This is a genomic window from Ruegeria sp. SCP10, from assembly GCF_040329495.1.
Classification (GTDB): Bacteria; Pseudomonadota; Alphaproteobacteria; order Rhodobacterales; family Rhodobacteraceae; genus Ruegeria.
In genome coordinates this window covers 34585-52069 of record NZ_JBDZYF010000009.1, presented here as the reverse complement: position 1 = coordinate 52069, position 17485 = coordinate 34585, and the positions used below count along the sequence as shown (strand labels likewise).

The following is a 17485-nucleotide window of genomic DNA, read 5'->3' as shown; positions in this document are numbered from 1 at the left end:
AAAGGTCGGAGGCGTAGATGACAATCACAACCTGTATTTTTGATGCCTATGGCACATTGTTTGACGTCGCCGCCGCCGCCCGCCAGGCTGCGTCCGAACCCGGCTTTGAGGCGCTGCGCGACACCTGGCCCGAGGTTGCAGGCCATTGGCGTCTGAAACAGCTGCAATACACCTGGTTGCGGGCCGTCGCTGATGCCCATGCCGATTTCTGGGATGTGACACAGGACGGTCTGGATTGGGCACTGGAAGCGACCGGCCTGCACGAGAACGCCAAATTACGTCAACGCCTGCTGGACCTCTATTGGGAACTACAAGCCTATCCCGAAGTTCCAAACATGCTGAAGGCTCTGAAAGATGGCGGTTTGCAAACGGCAATCCTGTCCAACGGCTCCCCACCGATGCTGGACGGGGCCGTGCAATCGGCCGGGATCGGCAACCTGCTGGATGACGTGCTTTCGGTCGAAAGCGTCGGAGTTTTCAAACCACACGCCAGGGTCTACGATCTGGTGCAGCAGCGGTTCGGCTGTGCCCGCGACGAAGTTCTGTTCGTCAGCTCAAACGGCTGGGATGCGGCCGGGGCCAGCGGCTATGGTTTTGTCACCGCATGGGTGAACCGCGCAAACGAGCCGATAGACCGCCTGCCCTGGACACCGGCGCATGTGCTGACCGATCTGACCTCGATCCCCGAACTGGCGGGGGTTTGATGCCTGATTTTCGAACATCAGACGGCAGGCGCCTGTATTTCGAACAATCCGGCTCTGGTGATCCTGTACTGTGTCTGTCGGGATTGACACGCAACAGTGGAGATTTCTCATTTGTCCAGCCCCACCTGAATGGCATGCAGCTCATTATGATGGACTACCGCGGGCGCGGGCGATCAGACCGTGATCCTGACTTCATGAACTACAATATCTTTCGTGAGTCTTTGGATGCGATTGAGCTGCTGAACCATCTTGGTGTGGAAAAGACGGCGATTTTGGGCACCTCACGTGGCGGGTTGATCGCAATGGCCCTTGCTGCCAGCCATCCTGATCGATTGACTCATGTAATCCTGAACGATGTGGGACCGGTCATTGAACCTTCGGGCATCGCCAAGATCATGGACTATGTCGGCAAAGCGCCGATTTCAAAAACTTACGAAGAAGCCGCCCGGGTACTGCAAGCCGTGATGGAACCGCAGTTTCCTGGTGTGCCCTACGAGCGTTGGTTGGCTCTGGCGAAAATCCAATACAGCGCGACGCCCGAGGGCCTGACCCTGCAATATGACCCTGCCCTGCGCACAGCTCTGTTGGAGCAGGCAGCGGCTGGAGCGATCCCAGATATGTGGATTTTCTATGACGCGCTGAAGGACATCCCAACCGGTGTGTTGAGGGGTGCAAACTCAGATGTTCTGAGTGCTGAAACATTGGCTGAAATGCACAAGCGTCACCCCGAATTGATCTCAGCCGAAGTTCCGAACCGGGGGCATGTTCCGTTTCTGGACGAACCTGAATCTTTGGCCCTCATACACAAGGTATTGAGTACAACATGAGCAGTATTGAACTGATCGAAGCCGCCGCAGACCGGTTGCGCGGGCATGTACGGGAAACGCCCGTTCTAACCTCACCCTTTCTGGATGACATGGCGGGCCGTCGCGTTTTGGTTAAACCCGAATGTCTGCAACACACCGGCAGTTTCAAGTTTCGCGGCGCATGGTCGGCGATATCTGCGCTGAACCCCGACCAGCGACAGCGCGGTGTCATCGCCTATTCCTCGGGCAATCATGCGCAGGGCATCGCAATGGCGGCGACGAAGCATGGCATTGCGTCGGTGATCGTGATGCCGTCGGATGCGCCACAGTTGAAGATCGACAACACACGCGCTTTGGGTGGCGAAGTGGTCCTCTATGATCGGTCCAGCGAAAGCCGTGAGGAGATTGGCGAGGCTTTGGCCGCTGAACGAGGCCTTACCCTTATCCGGCCCTATGATGAGCCTCAGGTTATTGCCGGTCAGGGTACAGTTGGCCTTGAACTCGCGCGACAGGTCGAAGCGTTCGGTGTTGAAAAGGCAGATGTTCTGGTCTGCTGCGGCGGTGGTGGGTTGACCTCGGGTATCGCTCTGGCTTTGGAAAAACACGCACCCGGCCTGCGCGCCCGACCGTGTGAGCCGGACGGGTTTGACGACGTCAAACGCTCGTTGGCCAGCGGTCAGATCCAGAACAACAACGCCTCGTCCGGCAATATCTGTGATGCGATCCTCACCCCGCAGCCGGGCGAGATTACCTTTCCCATTCTCCAACGGCTCTGCGGACCGGGCCTGTCGGTGTCTGAGGATGAGGCGTTGAAGGCAATGGCTTTGGCATTTCTGCGCCTGAAAATCGTATTGGAACCCGGTGGGGCCGTTGCGCTGGCCTCGGCCCTGTTCCGCAAGGATGAGATTGAAGGCGACGATGTAGTGGTGGTTGCATCCGGCGGCAATGCCGATCCGGAAGTGTTTGCCAAAGCATTGGAGCGGTTAGACGCATAGTGGTCAGATTGAATGAAGCACGTGTTATGACCCAAAGGACCTTAACGTGACTCACGTGACGATCGGGAACGTGGACCTGAACTACAGGATTGATGGCGCGCCAACCGGCGCACCCATCGTGTTTGCCAATTCACTGGGCACAGACCTGCATCTATGGGATGGGGTGATCCCTCACCTGCCCGACGGTCTGCGGATCATTCGATTTGACAAGCGCGGCCATGGTCAATCCTCGGTTCCACCTGCTCCTTATTCGATGGGATCGCTGATCCGAGATACCGAGGCTTTGTTAGATCATCTCGACGTGCGCGATTGTGTGTTCGTGGGCCTGTCAATCGGTGGCATGATCGCCCAAGGCCTAGCCATCAAACGTTTGGATCAGGTACGCGCCTTGGTCCTGTCCAACACGGCCGCCAAGATCGGCATGCCCTCGATCTGGCAGGATCGGATGCAGGCTGTTCGCGATGGCGGGATCGAAGCCCTGGCCGATGCCACAATGGAACGCTGGTTCTCGCGTGAGTTTCGAGCCGCACAAAACCACCTGCCCTGGCGCGAGATGATGGTGCGGCAGCCTGTTGAAGGGTATCTGGGATGCTGTGCAGCTATCGCCGGCACGGATTTCCATACGCCAACGTCGGGTTTGCGGCTGCCCACTTTAGGCATCGCCGGCAGCGAAGACGGCTCGACTCCACCAGACCTTGTGCGTGAAACGGTCGAACTGATCCCCGGCGCGCAATTCAAATTGATGCGACGGACAGGACATTTGCCTTGTGTTGAAAAACCAGAAGAGTTTGCCGCTATACTAAACGCGTTTTTGAAAGATATCGGACACATTTAAGGGAGCCTTTCGATGGCTGATTTCCTTCTGATTCATGGTTCTTGCCACGGCGCCTGGTGTTGGCGCGACTTGATTCCCGCGCTGGAGAACTTTGGGCACACAGCCCGTGCCATCGACATGCCCAGCCACGGTGCTGACCCGACACCGATTGCCGAGGTCACCCTTGATGGCTGCCGGGACGCTATACTTGCCGCATCGACGCCAGATACGATCATCGTAGGGCATTCTTGGGGTGGTTATCCGATCAGTGCCGCCGCCGAAGCGCAACCACGCGCCATGCGCGCCCTGGTCTATCTGAGCGCCTATGTCCCGCAAGACGGGGTGTCTATGGTCGAGATGCGCCGCCGTGGACCAAGCCAAACAATCGCGGATGCCGTCGAAAAATCAGCTGATGGATTGTCCTACACCGTCCGTCCAGAACATGTAAAAGAGCTGTTCTACCATGATTGCGCGCCTGAAATCACACCGTTCGCGTTTGCGCGCCTGTGTCCGCAGGCCATACGCCCGCAAGATACGCCCTTGGCACTTAGCGAACGCTACCAAAGTGTCACGCGCGCATATATTGCAACCAGCGATGATCACACTGTTCCATTCGCGTATCAAAAGAAGATGGGCAGCGAAATTCGCACGGATTTACAACACACTATTGACAGCGGGCACTCCTCGTTCTTTTCACATCCGGACCAATTGGCGCGTACGCTGACAGATCTTGAGAAACGGCTTTAGTCAGGCGCCTTCGCGACCTCACGTCAAAGAACAACCCTCTATCCTAACGAATTGACCCCGCCTAGGGTGCCGGGGACGAAACTTTGTGATGGTCCTGATGCGCCTGCCCTTTGCCTTTGTTCTATGTACCGTGATGATCGATGCAATGGGGATTGGCCTAGTGATGCCGATCATGCCGCAACTGATTGTCGAGGTTCAGGGCGGAACGCTTGCCAGTGCGGCGATTTGGGGCGGTATCCTCAGCACCGCGTTTGCGGCGATGCAGTTTATCTTTGGGCCTATCCTCGGGAATCTGTCTGATGCCTACGGACGACGGTTGGTTCTGCTGGTGTCGCTATTTGTGATGGCCTTGGACTACGTGGTGATGGCACTGGCGGGGAGCATCTGGCTGCTGCTGATTGGGCGTATTGTCGGGGGCATCACGGCGGCTACACATTCGACGGCGGCGGCATTTATGGCCGATGTATCAAAACCGGAAGACAAGGCTGCAAACTTTGGCCTTGTCGGCGCAGCGTTTGGCGTGGGCTTTGTTCTGGGCCCGGTGATGGGCGGGCTGCTCAGTGAATATGGAACACGCGCGCCGTTTTGGGCAGCTGCCGGGCTTTCGGCCCTGACCTTTGCCATTGGCTTTTTTGTGATGCCGGAAACCGTGACCGACAAGACCCGTCGGGCATTCAGTTTGAAGCGCGCGAACCCGGTCAGCTCGCTTACCGCGATCGCCGCCCTGCCTGGTATCCGGCCCCTGCTGTGGGTCTATTTCCTGTATTCGGTGTCAATCTACGTCTACCCAGCGATATGGTCCTATTTTACTACCGAGCGGTTTGGCTGGTCGCCGCAGATGATCGGCCTGTCGCTGGGCGTTTATGGAATTGGCATGGCCGCTGTTCAGGGCGGGCTGATCCGCCCCGCCACGCGTTACCTGGGTGAACGCGTTACTATCCTTTACGGCATGGCCTTCGAGATCGTTAGCTTCCTGTTTCTGGCCTTTTTGACCAATGGCCTTATTGCTTTGATGCTGATCCCGATGACTGCGCTGGGCGCGGTCATCACGCCAGCCTTGCAAGCGATGATGTCACGCGCAACGCCAGATTCGCAGCAGGGTGAACTGCAAGGCGTATTGGCGTCTCTGCACGCGATGTCGATGGTCATATCACCCCTATTGATGACCAGCGTTTTTGCCCACTTTATCCAACCAAACACGGCAATCTATCTGCCCGGTGCTCCCTTCCTTCTGGCTCTGGTCCTCATGCTGGTTGGGGTGCTTCTATTTCTTCGCGCACGCCCCATCGCGGTATAACAACGACATTAATCTGACGATTTCCGGCTTGCGGCCTGGTTGTTCCCAAGCCACCGTGGGCGAAACAGCCGAATAGCCGGAGCGCTCGGAATGAAGTTGCAAGATCTTGATATTATTGTCACCGCACCCCCCGCCCCCGGTTGGGGTGGTCGGTATTGGATATTGGTGAAGCTCACCACTGATACGGGCATCACAGGCTGGGGGGAATGCTATGCCTCGACCGTGGGCCCCGAGGCCATGAGCCATGTGATCCGCGATGTATTCGACCGGCACATGCAGGATGAAAACCCCGAAAACATCGAATTGATGTTTCGTCGCGCCTATTCCAGCGGGTTCACTCAGCGCCCGGACCTGACGGTGATGGGTGCTTTTTCTGGGCTTGAAATCGCGTGCTGGGATATTCTGGGGAAAGATCGAGATCGGCCCGTTTACGCCCTGCTGGGCGGCAAGATGAATGAGCGCATTAGGTCCTATACCTACCTCTACCCGCTGCCCCAGCACAATTTGAGTGACTTCTGGACTGCGCCTGATCAGGCCGGAGAAAGCGCCGCAGAAATGGTGCGACAAGGCTATACGGCGGTCAAATTCGACCCGGCGGGCCCCTATACCATCCGGGGCGGGCATATGCCGGCGATGTCTGATATCTCGATGTCTGTGGCCTTCTGCAAAGCCATCCGCGAAGCTGTGGGGGACAAGGCCGATCTGCTGTTCGGCACCCACGGTCAATTCAACACGGCCGGCGCTATCCGACTGGGCCAAGCCTTGGAGCCGTATTCGCCGCTTTGGTTCGAAGAACCTACCCCGCCCGATAATATCGAAGATATGGCCCGCGTCGCGCGCAATGTCCGTATCCCTGTCGCCACCGGCGAGCGCATGACCACCAAGGCCGAGTTTGGTGCAGTCTTGCGCGCAGGCGCGGCGGAGATCCTGCAACCCGCTCTTGGTCGCGCTGGCGGCATCTGGGAAATGAAGAAAGTCGCGGCTATGGCCGAAGTCTTTAATGCGCAGATGGCACCTCATCTTTATGCCGGTCCGGTAGAATGGGCCGCGAATATCCATCTGGCGGCCTCAATCCCCAACCTGTTGTTGCTGGAATCCATCGAAACTCCGTTTCACGATCAACTGATCAAGGGCTCGATCCGGGTTGAGGATGGCTTTGTTACACCACCCACGACGCCGGGGCTTGGGATTGAGGTCGACGAAAATCTGGCGCGTGCTCATCCCTACACCGGAGACGGCCTGCACCTGCAAATGCAGGAAGATCCTTGCGACTACGCAAATGGAAATTCCTTTCAGGGCGGCGCACCTGCGACCGAGGGGTGACAAGCCCGCGCGGGTTGGGGCATATTGCTCCAACCCCTATCTGACAGATGGCCGATCCGTGACCCCGAAAGACGCTGCCGTTCTACCCGTTGAAGCATCAGACAGTATGCAAGCAAACGCAGCCCGCGCTGCGGCTTACCTGAAGACGTTGGCGCATGAAGGCCGCCTGATGATTCTGTGCCATCTAAGCGATGGGGAAAAATCGGTCGGAGAACTTGAGAGCCTATTGCAAATCCGTCAGGCCGCTGTCAGCCAGATGTTGGCCCGGTTGCGAGATGAACAACTGGTTTCAACCCGACGAGACGGTAAGACCGTTTATTATTCACTGGCCGACGACAACACCCAACGCGTGATCGGCTTGATGTACGAGCTGTTCTGCCAACCCAAGGCTAAGGGTTAGTTCGACACATACCCGGCGATCACCTGCATCAGCTTATAGGCAGTGGCGGCATCGTTTTCGACAACGGCCAGAAACTCTTCCTCACCAATCCTCAGGCAGGACAAATCGGTCTCGGCAATCATGCTCAGGGCGCGTGGCTCTTTTCGGATCAACCCCAACTCACCCACTAGCGCACCTGCGCTTACGGTTGTGATCAATTGATCCGGGCCATCCGATTGCGGCAGATACAAGCCTGCCTCTCCGTCCAGTACCACGTAGGCGCCATCGGTCGGTTGGTCATCTTTCAGGAACACGACCTGTCCGGGTGTTGCATCAAACCAGCGCGCACCAAAGGCCAGTAGGCGAAGCTGTCTGCGATCCAGACCCGAGAACAGAGGGGTCTGTTCAAGCGCTCGTAGCTTGCGCGCAAGATCAGCCGATGCAGCGCTGTCTTCTTCCACGTCCATAGGTCCTTCGTCCGAGACCACACGACCTTGTCGGATTTCGACGAACATGTCGAATACGTCCGGGTTTTCGAACTGATCGTTCAGATAGATGATCGTGACATCCGGCATCAATTCCCGCAGGTTTTTGTACACTGCAATCTGTGTCTTGACGCTATAGCTGGCCAGCGCGTTCTCTAGGATCAGGATATCCGGCTTCTTGATCGTTGCCCGCGTAAACGCCAATGGCTCGGCAAAAACAGCGGGCAGGTTCTGCCCCCCGAGCGAAACCGGCACATCATAGATCAGCTCAACAACCAGCGGGCGCGCGCCATTCTCGGCCAGAACATCCACAATCAGCTTGCGTACCTCGTCGGATCGCGCGCCACCAATCTGGCTGACTTTGCCAAAAAGCGCGTTTTCCATCACCGACAGACCCGGTGCGATCCGCCCGGAATCCAACGGAACAAACACGTCCTGCAGCGGTTCCAGCAGCTTACTGGAATGACTATGGCGCAGCTCCAGAATGCGGCTCTTGAGCTCATCGGTGAAGGCCGGGCCAATCTGCTCCGCTGAGATCACAAATGGCACCGCCAGCAGGTTCGCCAATTGGGCGTCATCCAGCCCTTCGGCCCCTTCTTTCCGGGTGCGTTCGACCAATTCAACGGCCACCTCATAGGTCCCGGCCTCTAGGCCCAGTTTGCGGAACAAAGGATGGTCGGTGCCATCCAGCCCAAAGATCTGCCGCAACATGTCGATCACGTCACGCGTAAGGGCGATCAGTGTCTCATCCAATCCAAGCTCACGCAACTGGCCCAGGAACACGGTTTGCTTGGCCAGAAGCTCTTGGTTGACCGGAACACAAGGCGTTGCGAACAGCAGGTTCTCGGCCACGGGCAAGGCCGGGTTATAGCTTTCGCGATCAAAGATCAGCGCCTGCTCGGTCAGCTTCGCTTTGGTTACCGTTTCTTGAATCAACGGGCGCAGTTCGATCAGTTTCTGCGCAAGCTGAGGATGAGCGACCGGATCAAAATCCTGCTCGGCTCCGCGTCGAAACAAGGCCGCGCCCGATCCCATTCCGTCGATCAATTTCAACCACCAATCCCGCAACTCCGCCGCATTCTGAAAGCCTGCGCGGGACGGGTCGAGCCATTCTGCCTGGAACGGGTCGGTGCTGTTCCCTGCGCGCAGGGTTTCAGCAAAGCCGGGGTGATCGGTGTGTTCAGACAACGGCTTGAACCGCATGGGCATCATAACGTTGTCGCCCAGCGTGCCTTGAAACATCACCGGTCGGGATGATGCATACCCAATCCGCGCCGCCACGACGCCCTGATGCAACTCGGCCAGATTCTGATCACCGATTTCAACCCTGCCCGCACTGGGCAGGATTTCGCGTGTCAGCAGTTCGCTGACGGCGCGCCGGTCTTCCTCGCTCGGCGCTAGAATGCCGATTGTTTTGCCCGCCGGGAATGTCAGGTTCAGGTCATCCAGCACCTGATTGCCATCCATGTCGCGCACCGAAACGTGATCAAGGACAATATCGCCGCTCAGATGCGGACGCTCGGGCGGTTCGCCTTCGAACAGACCTTCATCCTGCATGCCTGAAGGCGCAAACCGTTCAACCACCACATCCCACCGCAGCGACATATCCTGCGTTTGATTGTAGTAGGTCAGCAATTCTTTCCAGGGTGAACTGAGGTCTTTATACGCCGCCAACGCAGCCACCAGCGCGCCCAGCGAGACTGATCCCTGCAGCACCAACAATCCCCCAACAAGGTAGAACATGAAGGGCGTCAGTTGCGAGATGAAGTTGTTTATGAACTTCATAAAGAACTTCTTCTGGTAGATCTCGAACCGGATCCCAAATAGGCGCCCCAATTGATCCGAGACCATGGCGCGGCGATAACGCCAGCCTCCGTTTGCGCGCAGGGTCGAGGCACCAGCGGCGTTTTCACCGATCTGCGCAGCCAGGGTGCGGACTTCCTGAATGCGTTTCTTGTTAAGAAGGTTGATCTGGCGCTGCAGTTTCGGGATCAGCCATGCCTGTACCGGAATCAAAGCGACGGCAGCAAGACCGAACCAGACGCTTTGTAGAAACAGGAACGACAGGATGGTGATCATCTGACCGGCTTGAAGCACCGGTTGGCTGATCGCATCGCCCATCAACCCGCCCATCGGCTCGCTTTCGGCGGTGATCATCGACACCATTTCGCCTTGGCTGACCCGTTCGAAATAAGGCTGAGGGAAGCGCAAAGCCCGGCTGATTAGTTGATAGCGAAAGCGCCGCAGCATCCGCTCGCTCAGCACACCTTTCATCGTGTTGATGCGCATCTTCATCAAGCCATGGGCAAGAACCGCACCCAGAAAGGCAAAGCACAAGATGATCAGGAAATTGGTCTGCTGCAGACTGTATCCCCAGACCTCTACGATTTCACTGCTGGCCCCGATCGCATCGTTGATGATGCGCTTCGGCAGTTCCAGCGTCAGATATAGCAACGGAAACAAGGTTGACGTCACGGCCAGAAGGATAAGCTGGTCGCGTTTGGAGTACTTCCAGATAAAACGAAAGATCGTGCGTTCTATGGAACCGGTTCCTGCTTGCTATCTACAACTCAGCTTGTTGGCATGGCCTCAGACTCAACAGCATAAAGCCACAAAATCCCAGCGAAAACTGATATTCGAGGTCAATAGCGGAACATTTCTTTGCCGAATGTGAACTAGTTTATTTACGTAGCAACTTAATCGTGCCTAGTATCCGCCTCAGGACGTTTTCGGGAGAGGCCTTTTGACTGCCAGTTTTGGCGCAGTTTTTCTTATGCTCTGCTTGATGCAGATTAAGCATATGTTTGCCGATTATTACCTCCAGACGCCCAAAATGCTATCCGGGCGAGGCGAGTATTTTCATGTCGGTCGCGCGCAACATGCCGGTGTGCACGTTGTCGGTTCTACCGTTGTTTTCATTTTATTTGGCGCGCCTTTGCTTTTCATCTTGATTGTCGGTTTGATCGAATGGGTCGTTCATTTTAATATCGACTACGCCAAAGCCAGCTATTCTGACAAGAAGCAGTTAGAACCCAAACAGGCCGCATTCTGGCGCGCAGCCGGGCTGGACCAGTTGATGCATCAGTTGACCTATATCGGTATGGTCTGGGCTTGGGTTACCTTCGCCGCCTGAACCGGTTTCAGGCGACATGTTTCAGATGTCTGGGCTCATAGGCCGACAACCAAATCCGATCCAAAGCGTCGAGTTTTTCAACATCAAAACGTTGCGCTTCTTCCCAATAGCGCCCGGATGGCACGTGATACGCCAAACGTTCTTCTTCAGCCAAAGCCGCCTTCATGCCTGCGGTCGCGGGTAGTGGTGCCGAGGTCAACCGTGATGACTGCGACGACGGAAAGACCAACCGACTGTCCCCTTGCGACAATCGCACAACACGGCAGTTTTGAGCGGCTGCAAACAGGGCCAGACGGGCGGATTTGGCCTCTAACGAGCGTAAGGTGACGTCATCGCGCAGCGGATCAGCCGTGCCCGTGCCATAGAAATGGGTCTGACCCTTGCCCGCATAAACCATGTCGCATCCAAAATACGCAAGAACCTCGGGCTCAAGGGCTGATAAAGCCCAATACCCTGCCGTAAAGGCCATCGTGCCGCCCGCATAAACAAAGCCGCCATAATGGTTCTGCCGAGGTACATAGTCCTCGGCCGTAACAATGATTTGCCCAGGTTTCAAATGCACAGGGCACCTGTCCGTTGGAAAATCTTCGGGATGGATCAGCACATCCCAATCCTCGCGCACACGCCAGGCGTTGTTGATCACCACTATGTGCGTAAAGGGCTCGCGGGGCCATGCGCGCGCCTCAATCGCATCTGGCGCACTGCCCAAAATCAGAACTCGGTTTCCTGACTGTGCCATCTCGGGTCCTGTGTTTGCTCAGACCTTTCGAGAGCATAGTGCGTTTGGACCCGTCGGCTACCCCAGAACCGAAAAACTGCTTTCTTCGTTGATTGGGCGTTTGCGCGAATAGAACCCCACATCGATCATGCGCTTGATATACGGCAATTCGAACTGCAGCGGCTTGGCATCATGGTCGGCCCCACCTTCGCAATATTCAATCAGCGCAGTCATCATCTTGCCCGCAATTGGCGCGTTCTTGTACTGGTTCCCGCTGGTGCCGCAGGCCATATAGAAACCCGGCAGGCTGGATTTGTCATAGATCGGAATCCAGTCTGTCGACGCATCGTATAGATCAACCACTCCGCGGGTTTTGGACGGGATGCCAAGGCTGGGCACGCGCTGCGCATATCGCATGGCCTGAGTGGTCCACTGATCGGTGAAATCGCGGTTGTAGTGCAAATCATCCCCGCACCACTGATGCGGGTCGCATTCAGGGTCTTCAGACCCAACGAGGATATGGTTGCCATGTTCCGGGCGGCAGTAACACGCAATGTCACTGTCCGAGACGATGGTGCCATTGTTCTCGAAATCGAACCCTTCGGGCGCGGGCACATGTACCACTTCTTGCCGCAAGGGTCGTGTCTCAATCGTCATGTCATCCAAAACGCCAGCCATCTTGTTGATGATGGCTGACCCCGGCCCGGCCACATTCACGACAACCTTGGCGTGGATTTCTTCGCCAGACGCCAGCTTGACCCCCGTTACACGACCTTCTTCGGATAGAACCTCAACGACCTCGGCTCCAGTCTGCACCCGAGCCCCATGTTGCTTGGCAGCATCCATCAGGTTCTGAGCGGACAGTGCTGGGTCGGTGACATAACCTGCCTGCGGCCAAAACACACCGCCCTGCATCTTGCGACCATTGGGCTGGCCGAATTCCGGGTCGTCCATGCGTTTTGGTGGCGTAAAACTGTCCAGAGAATAAACCGGTAGTTTTTCAACAACCTTGTCCGCAGACCATTCTTCGAACGGGCAATCCAGATCAGCGCTGTTGGCCATATGCTTTTCCAGCATACCGTTGGCATCGGTCTTCATGACCAGACACCCCGTCTCGCGAAATTGCGCCAGGTCGGCATTGGCTGGCAGACCTAGATACTCGGCCCAATCACGCCAATAGTGATAACCCTCCCAGGCAAAGGCCGTGCCATCGAAGGTCGAATAGTGCATGCGGATGATCGCGCAGGACCCAGCGGTCGAGCCATGCCCCGCCTGACTGTTCCGATCCAGCGACAGGGTTTTCCACCCGGCTTTCGCCATCTCAAAAGCGATCGCGGCACCGATTACACCGGTCCCAATGATAATTGCATCTGGTTGGCTCATGGGGTGTCTCCTCTCCAATAGCGCTGCGAATAAGCGCTGAATTCTTCGACTTCCTCGGGTTTCGGGTCGACGCCCGTGAATACATACAGATAGTGCGGCACCATCGAGATCCGCGTGTCCATGGGCTCGTTCAATTGTGCCAGATCATAGCCAATCTGCATGTAGTACAGAACGCGCGCGCGGGTTTCGGCTTCGACCTCGGAATACCCATAGCGCGCGAACATCGCGTGCAGGGCGGCCAGGCGCTTGGCGTCGGACTGATCCAGAACGCGACGCACCTTGCCGGATTTGCGCGCCCAATCGCGCACCGCAAAATCTAAGGCAGTGTCAAACAGCGCCGTATTCACGACACACCGATGCACGTTACAGACCGCCGCGGTAATCGTCTTAGCGGGGATTTCAGCCTGTTTGATCAGGGCCGCAGTATTCGTCGCCTGCCAGCGCGCCAAAAGCGCGTCCAACAATTCCTGTCGCGACTTGAAATACCAGTAAAAGGACGACCGTGACACAGCCATCCGCTCGGCCAGGTTCAGCACCTTGATCTGATCCACCCCGTCCGAGATCAGCACATCCATCGCCACGTTCAGCCAGTCGTCACGCGTGACTTTGACATTGCCGACCAATGGTTCGGCCTGTGGGTCATCCCGGTGTAGGATCGGTTTGGTGTTCATTCAGCTCTCCGGTGGTGCGCCGCCCTCGGCAGTGCGTCGCTCAATAAATTCGTGCAGGGCTCCGATACGGTCACTATCGGTTGGCGGTGCTTTGAAATCGTTCAGAATAGATTTCCAAACCCCAGTTGCCCGATGGTTCGTGTCAACCGATCCCCGCTCGGTCCAGGTTCCGAAATTGGCGTAATCGTGGACATGAGGCTGATAGAACTCGGTATTGTACCGCTCCATCGTCTGGCTTGAGGCAAAGAAATGACCGCTGGGCTCGACCTCACTCAACGCTGTGTCAAAGCCGATCTCCGCGGTTCCCGCCTGCGCCCCCGCGCACAGCTCGGCCACCATGTTGAGCACTTCGGCATCGCAGACAAGCTTCTCGAAGGATACAGTCAGCCCGCCTTCAAGCCAGCCCGCCGAATGGATAATCACGGTTGCCCCGGCCATCAAACAGCCCCACAGGCCGAATTGATTTTCATTGGCCGCCTGCACATCGTTCACATTCGCCGCCGACCCCGCCGCGGATCGCCATGGAAGATCTAAATGGCGCGCCAGTTGTCCCGCCGCTAGCGAAGCCTGGAAATGTGAGGGCGTCCCGAATGCGGGTGCGCCTGATTTCATATCCACATTGCTGGTGAACGTCCCGTAGCATACAGGCGCGCCCGGATTGGTCAGTTGCGTCAGGGTCAGCGCCGCCAGCGCTTCTGCATGAGATAAGGTAATCGCCCCTGCCACCGTGATCGGCGCCATTGCCCCCATGAGCGTAAAGGGCGTGATAATCGACATCTGACCGTGCTTGGCAAAATCGATCAGCCCTTGGGCCATCGGAATGTCCAGCGTGCGTGGGCTGTTGGTGTTGATGATGGTGTAGCAGTGTGGTGCATTGCGGAAATCGTCATCAGCCAAGCCACGGGCAGTAGACAGCATCTCAAAGCAGTCCATCACCTGTGGTGTGCCACGCGAGAAGAAGAACGGAAACTTATCCGTCAGTTCCATCTGCGCTTTGGTCGTGAAATAGTGGCGCAGGTTGGTTGGTACGTCCTGCGGTTCGACCTGGGGTGAGATCATCTGAAACACGTCAAAATGATGGGTGAGTTTCAAAAACTCAAGATAGTCCCGCCCTGTCGCCGGCCGGCGCCCCCGCTCCAGATCGGTGGCGTTTGGGGCCCCGGCCCCCGGTTGAAACACCAGTGAGCCCAGTTCCAGCGTGAAGTCGCGACGCTGTGCCCCCGCCCGGCAGGCAATCGACTTCGGAGCCGAGGCAACCGCTGCTTCGACCATATCGCGCCCGATAAAGACCATCTCGGTCTCTTCGTCGACACGGGCACCTCCTGCGGCAAAGATACGGCGCGCTTCGGGCAGCAAAACCTTGACGCCCAGCTCTTGCAGCATGCGCAGCGCGGTCTCGTGCATGTCCGCTATCTGATCTGCCGGGAACACCTCCATCTGCGGGAAAGGGTTCCTGAGTTGACGATAGTTCACATCCCGCAGAACGGGTGGCGCAGCCTCTGCTCCGCGTCCGCGCCGTCGACGCCTTTGGTCTTGCGCCACCATGATCAGCCTCGCATCGCCTTACCCAGCGGATCATATGGCGACGGCGCGATCACGCGGGCGGGGCGCTCGACGCCGACCACGTGCACGGACAGTTCCGTACCCGGTTCAGCTTTGTCCCGATTAACCAGAGCCATCGCCAACGATTTGCCAGTGTAGTGACCATAACCGCCCGAGGTTACAAACCCCATACGCTCTCCATTCGCCCAGATCGGTTCATACCCGCTGGCATCTGCGTCCAGCGCATCGACCTCAAGCGTAACCTGCACCTGCGCAGGGCCATTGCCATCGCGTTCGGCCACAGCGGCATCCTTACCTACAAAGTCCTTGTTCCAATCGATCCAACGATCCATCCCGGTCATGCCTGGTGTGTAAAGCTGCGTGAATTCCGCCGACCAGATGCCAAAGCTTTTTTCAAGCCGCGTCGACAGCATCGCGTTGAAACCACATTCGCGGATGCCTTCATCGGCCCCCGCCTCAAGCAACATCCTGCGCAGCTTGATGTGATCACCATAGCGGCAGTTGATCTCATACCCTTTTTCGCCAGTCACCGACATGCGCGCCACGCGGGCACGCACGAGGCCAATATCGAAATCGTCGCAGCCCATGAATTTCAGGCCCGAGATATCCTGTTCGGCCAGTTTCTCGATCACGTCCTGCGATTTCGGCCCGACCAGGCCGAAGCCGCAGTATTCCTCACCCAGATCGCGTATGTTCACCCCATCGATCATGTGGTTGTCGAACCAGCGCATATGCCAGGCGCGCAGGTAATAGCTGCCCATGATCCACCAGGTGCCATCGCCCCAGTTCAAAACGGTCAGATCCCCCTTGAGGCGCCCGTCCTCACCCAGCATCGGCGCCAGTTTGGCGCGACCTCGGGCAGGCAGTTTCGAGGCCATGACCTTGTTCAGCCATGCTTCGGCATTCGGGCCCGTGACCTCGAACCGCGAAAAACCCGAGATGTCCAGCAGGCCCACGCCTTCGCGGATCACCTTGCATTCCTCGGCCACGATATCATGCGCGTTGGACCGCTTGAGGGTCGGTGTTTCCTCGAACCCTTTCGGTGCAAAATAAAGCGGCACTTCCAGGTCCCAGCTGACGCCCCATTTGCAACCCGCTTCGGTCATTGCGTCATGCGCCGGGGCCATTTTCAGCGGGCGGCCAGCAGGCAGTTGCTCGTTTGGATAGGTCATCACAAACCGGCGGGAATAAAACTGACCGGTGGTTTCGCGGATGTAGCGTTTGTTCTGAGCGAAATCGCCGTAGCGCGCGACATCCATTGGCCATGCGTCTGCCTCGGGCTCGCCATGGATCATCCATTCTGCCAGCGTTTTGCCAACACCGCCACCTTGCAGGAAGCCCGCCATCACAGCACAGGCCGACCAATAGCCACGCTTGCCCGGCACTGGCCCGACCAGCGGGTTGCCATCGGGCGAGAAGGTAAACGCGCCGTTCACCCAGGTTTTGATGCCCACGTTCTGGATCGAAGGGTAGCGTTCGAAGCCCAGCATCAACTCGTTCTCAATGCGGTCCAGCTGTTCCTGAAACAGCTCTTCACCATAGTTCCAAGGCGCGCCGTCCATGGCCCAGTGTTCGTGGTCGACCTCATAGATGCCGACCAGAACGCCTTTCTGGTCCTGCCGCATATAAGTGAACCCTTCCAAGTCCACAGTCATCGGCATTTCGAAATCCGCTGCTGCGACCTCAGGCACGGCATCCGTGATCAGATAATGGTGCTTGAGCGGTGAGACAGGCAATTCCACCCCAGCCATGCGGCCAACCTGCTTGGCCCACAGGCCCGCGGCGTTGACCACATGTTCGCAGGTGATCGTGCCCTTGTCGGTCACCACTTCCCAGCCATCCGCCGTCTGCGTCAGGCTTTCGACCTTGGTTTCCTCATAGTATTCCGCGCCACGTTTTTTTGCCGCCGTTGCATAAGCCTGAACCGTGCCGGTGGTGTCGATGTAACCTTCGCGGTCCGCCCACATCGCGCCCAAAACGCCATCAGTGGACATAATCGGACAACGTCTTTGCGCCTCTTCCGGTGTCAGCAACTCGCAATCGTCAATACCGATGGATTGGAAGATGCGGTAGTTGGCCTGCAACCATTCCCAGCGCTCGGGTGTTCCGGCCAAAGTCAGGCCGCCGGTCATATGCAGGCCAATATTCTGGCCGGACTCTTTCTCGATCTCGCTAAGCAGATCAATCGTATAGGCCTGCAGCGACGCCATGTTTGGATCGGCATTCAAGGCATGGATACCGCCCGCCGCATGCCAGGATGACCCAGAGGCCAGTCGCCGCCGCTCGAGCATGGCCACATCGGACCAGCCAAATTTGGCCAGATGATACAGAACCGAGGCGCCCACGACGCCGCCCCCAATGACCACCACGCGATACTGTGATTTCATCCCGACCTCCCTTGAGTGACTCGTTGCGGACGCTAGCGGCACTGTTCACCTCTGTCTAGACATTTCTGTACAGTGCAGAT

General features: G+C 57.3%; 15 protein-coding genes. 9 read left to right on the top strand and 6 right to left on the bottom strand.

The window, feature by feature from the left end; all coding sequences use genetic code 11:
- Positions 1–17 precede the first annotated feature (17 nt).
- From ABLN87_RS16730 to ABLN87_RS16695, 8 genes are all read left to right on the top strand, one after another.
- The gene (locus ABLN87_RS16730; protein ID WP_353012231.1) at positions 18–704 is read left to right on the top strand and encodes a haloacid dehalogenase type II; all 687 of its coding nucleotides are present in this window, start codon (positions 18–20) and stop codon (positions 702–704) included.
- Positions 704–1531, top strand: coding sequence for an alpha/beta fold hydrolase (locus ABLN87_RS16725; RefSeq protein WP_353012228.1), 828 nt, complete (start codon positions 704–706; stop codon positions 1529–1531). Before ABLN87_RS16730 ends, ABLN87_RS16725 begins: the two co-directional genes overlap by 1 nt.
- Complete coding sequence (locus ABLN87_RS16720) at positions 1528–2505, top strand: threonine ammonia-lyase (RefSeq protein WP_353012225.1); 978 nt, start codon at positions 1528–1530, stop codon at positions 2503–2505. The genes ABLN87_RS16725 and ABLN87_RS16720 overlap by 4 nt, the downstream gene beginning before the upstream one ends.
- A gap of 46 nt (positions 2506–2551) precedes the next feature.
- Positions 2552–3340 (top strand): 3-oxoadipate enol-lactonase, encoded by a 789-nt coding sequence (gene pcaD / locus ABLN87_RS16715; protein ID WP_353012222.1) that lies wholly within the window; start codon positions 2552–2554, stop codon positions 3338–3340.
- A 12-nt stretch (positions 3341–3352) separates the two neighbouring features.
- Positions 3353–4066 (top strand): alpha/beta fold hydrolase, encoded by a 714-nt coding sequence (locus ABLN87_RS16710; protein ID WP_353012219.1) that lies wholly within the window; start codon positions 3353–3355, stop codon positions 4064–4066.
- A 97-nt stretch (positions 4067–4163) separates the two neighbouring features.
- A complete protein-coding gene (locus ABLN87_RS16705; protein ID WP_353012489.1) occupies positions 4164–5363 on the top strand; it encodes a TCR/Tet family MFS transporter in 1200 nt (399 codons plus the stop codon).
- Positions 5364–5453: 90 nt separating this feature from the next.
- The gene (locus tag ABLN87_RS16700; protein WP_353012216.1) at positions 5454–6686 is read left to right on the top strand and encodes a mandelate racemase/muconate lactonizing enzyme family protein; all 1233 of its coding nucleotides are present in this window, start codon (positions 5454–5456) and stop codon (positions 6684–6686) included.
- 106 nt (positions 6687–6792) lie between these two features.
- Complete coding sequence (locus tag ABLN87_RS16695; protein ID WP_353012487.1) at positions 6793–7086, top strand: ArsR/SmtB family transcription factor; 294 nt, start codon at positions 6793–6795, stop codon at positions 7084–7086.
- Here the strand turns inward: ABLN87_RS16695 and ABLN87_RS16690 are convergent.
- Positions 7083–10079 (bottom strand): ABC transporter transmembrane domain-containing protein, encoded by a 2997-nt coding sequence (locus ABLN87_RS16690; protein ID WP_353012485.1) that lies wholly within the window; start codon positions 10077–10079, stop codon positions 7083–7085. The two genes, ABLN87_RS16695 and ABLN87_RS16690, sit on opposite strands and share 4 nt — an antisense overlap.
- Positions 10080–10335: 256 nt before the next feature.
- On the opposite strand from ABLN87_RS16690, the gene ABLN87_RS16685 reads away from it, so the two are divergent.
- The gene (locus tag ABLN87_RS16685) at positions 10336–10683 is read left to right on the top strand and encodes a DUF3307 domain-containing protein (protein WP_353012214.1); all 348 of its coding nucleotides are present in this window, start codon (positions 10336–10338) and stop codon (positions 10681–10683) included.
- A 7-nt stretch (positions 10684–10690) separates the two neighbouring features.
- Here ABLN87_RS16685 and ABLN87_RS16680 read toward each other — a convergent pair whose 3' ends face one another.
- Genes ABLN87_RS16680 through ABLN87_RS16660 form a run of 5 tightly spaced genes read right to left on the bottom strand, consistent with a single transcriptional unit; the run spans position 10691 to position 17405 of the window.
- Positions 10691–11422: a hypothetical protein gene (locus ABLN87_RS16680; protein ID WP_353012211.1), complete on the bottom strand. Its 732-nt coding sequence runs from the start codon at positions 11420–11422 to the stop codon at positions 10691–10693.
- Between the two features lie 57 nt (positions 11423–11479).
- Complete coding sequence (locus tag ABLN87_RS16675; protein ID WP_353012209.1) at positions 11480–12784, bottom strand: NAD(P)/FAD-dependent oxidoreductase; 1305 nt, start codon at positions 12782–12784, stop codon at positions 11480–11482.
- The gene (locus tag ABLN87_RS16670) at positions 12781–13455 is read right to left on the bottom strand and encodes a TetR/AcrR family transcriptional regulator (protein ID WP_353012206.1); all 675 of its coding nucleotides are present in this window, start codon (positions 13453–13455) and stop codon (positions 12781–12783) included. The genes ABLN87_RS16675 and ABLN87_RS16670 overlap by 4 nt, the downstream gene beginning before the upstream one ends.
- Positions 13456–15000 carry a trimethylamine methyltransferase family protein gene (locus tag ABLN87_RS16665; RefSeq protein ID WP_353012203.1) on the bottom strand — a complete coding sequence of 515 codons (1545 nt, stop codon included), beginning with the start codon at positions 14998–15000 and terminating at the stop codon, positions 13456–13458.
- A 2-nt stretch (positions 15001–15002) separates the two neighbouring features.
- Positions 15003–17405, bottom strand: a complete 2403-nt coding sequence (locus tag ABLN87_RS16660; RefSeq protein ID WP_353012200.1) for a GcvT family protein — start codon at positions 17403–17405, stop codon at positions 15003–15005.
- Positions 17406–17485: the final 80 nt, after the last annotated feature.